The sequence below is a fragment of the Leisingera sp. F5 genome (assembly GCF_001593695.1).
The window spans coordinates 1-1,671 of the sequence record NZ_LUKH01000788.1 but is presented as its reverse complement, the minus strand read 5'-3'; the positions used below and the strand labels follow the sequence as shown (position 1 = coordinate 1,671).

General features: G+C 62.5%; 1 protein-coding gene and 1 pseudogene. One reads left to right on the top strand and one right to left on the bottom strand.

Annotation, left to right across the window (positions count from 1 at the left end; translation table 11 throughout):
- The coding region (locus A2I95_RS35985; RefSeq protein ID WP_367153198.1) for a glycosyltransferase family protein at positions 1-593 on the bottom strand (593 nt) is incomplete at its 3' end.
- Positions 594-988: 395 nt separating this feature from the next.
- Here A2I95_RS35985 and A2I95_RS35980 point away from each other — a divergent pair.
- Positions 989-1,671 (top strand): annotated as a pseudogene (locus tag A2I95_RS35980) (mechanosensitive ion channel family protein); the annotation flags it as partial.

Here is a 1,671-nt window from a genome sequence, read left to right as displayed (position 1 = left end):
GTGAAGGGCAGCCCCGCGGTGGGATCGTACACGGACCGCGGCCCGTAGACCCAAATCTCATCATAGAAATCGCGGGTGGCCTCAACCGCGTGCTTGCGCTCCCATTCGGCGGCCAGCACCTCGGGCTCGTCCAGCACATCGCGCAGGCCCAGCACCATCTTGCAGCGGCCCCGCGATTTCAGCAGGTCCAGCGCCGGCATCAGCTCACCGCGAAAGCCGGTGGGTTCCTTGTCGGCCACCAGCACATCAGGGTCGTATTGCTCCACTGTGGAGCGGATCAGTGCAGCGCGCAGATCAGCAGTTTCTTCGATGCTCATGCCCATGGTGCGCGAGGCATAAGAGCCGTCGGTACGCTTGATCACACCCGGCAGGCGGACATGATCGACCCGGGTCGGGAAGGAAAACCGCCCCGCAACCGGTGAACCCGTCAGGATCAGCGCCGAGGCGTCGGGGTTGGCAGAGGTGAGCGCACCTGCCAGCGCACGTGAACGGCGCAGATGCCCCAGTCCGAAAGTGTCGTGGCTGTAGAACATGATCCGCGGCCCGCGGGCGCCGGTGCCCGCCGCTGCCGGTGTGGTGCTTGCGGTCGTCATTGAATTGCCTGATCGGGTTGCCGGGCGGCGGATGGCTGAAATCCGGGACCGGCGGCGCAGGAACCAGGCCAGCCGGTTTTGCCGCTCGTCCCCGGGCGCGTGCTCGTGTGCTCCGCCATCTTCCGCCTCAGTTTGCGCGCCCCTGAAGCCGGTTGCGGCGGGGGCACGGTCAGTGTTTGCTTTTGCTGCCGCTCAAGCCCGGAGGGTGTTTGCCAGCCCAGGCTCTGCAGCAGTCCGCCCAAGGGGCGGGTGTATGAATTGGTATAGCCCGGAGCCTGTGTGCATGCAATCATGCGCCTTTGTTGCCTGCCGCACAGGAAATTGCGTCCGCGCCATTTGCGCAACGCTCTGCTGCGTGGTTAATTTGACGCAAGTTTCCAAAAGGATAGGCGGTCATGCTGCAAGTTTTGTTCCGGGTTCTCATTTGCGGCCTGCTGAGTTTTGGCCTGGCCGCTCACGCCGGCGCGCAGGAAAGTGAAGCGAACGGAGCCGATACGTTGTCCCGTGCGATCGAACAGGCGGCGCAAAGCGGTGTCAGTGTGGTCGTGGTGGACAGCAGCGGCCAGTTGCTAAACGCGCCGCCGGACGAGGAGCAGGAAGCGGACCATCCTGCATCAGACACGATGGAGCAGCCCTCGGCGCTGATGAAAGCGCAATCCAGGGTTGCCGCCTTTCGGGCGGAGCTGAACAGTCGGCTTGAGGCGCTGCCCTATTCAATTTTTGAGATGCAGTACATTCTGCGCCAAACCAGCCCGGACGGCCGCATCATGACCTATGCCGAGGTGCTGGGCTGGAGCGTTTTGTTCCTGCTGATCGGGCGCTGGCTGTCGACAGAGATTTACGGCAAACGCATCGCCAAGCGTTTTGTGGTCGCCCGGATCCAGGCCAACCCGGAAGGCTATCAGGAAAAGATGCCATTCCTTGTGTACCGCTTCCTGATGGGAATCGGGGCCACTGTTTTTGCGATGGTTTTCGCGGCTCTCATTTCCTATCTGATCTTCGGTGCGTCGGGCGACCCCTCAATCGAATTTACGGCAACGGCTGTCTATACGGCGTTTTTCCTGGCCCGCACGGTGTC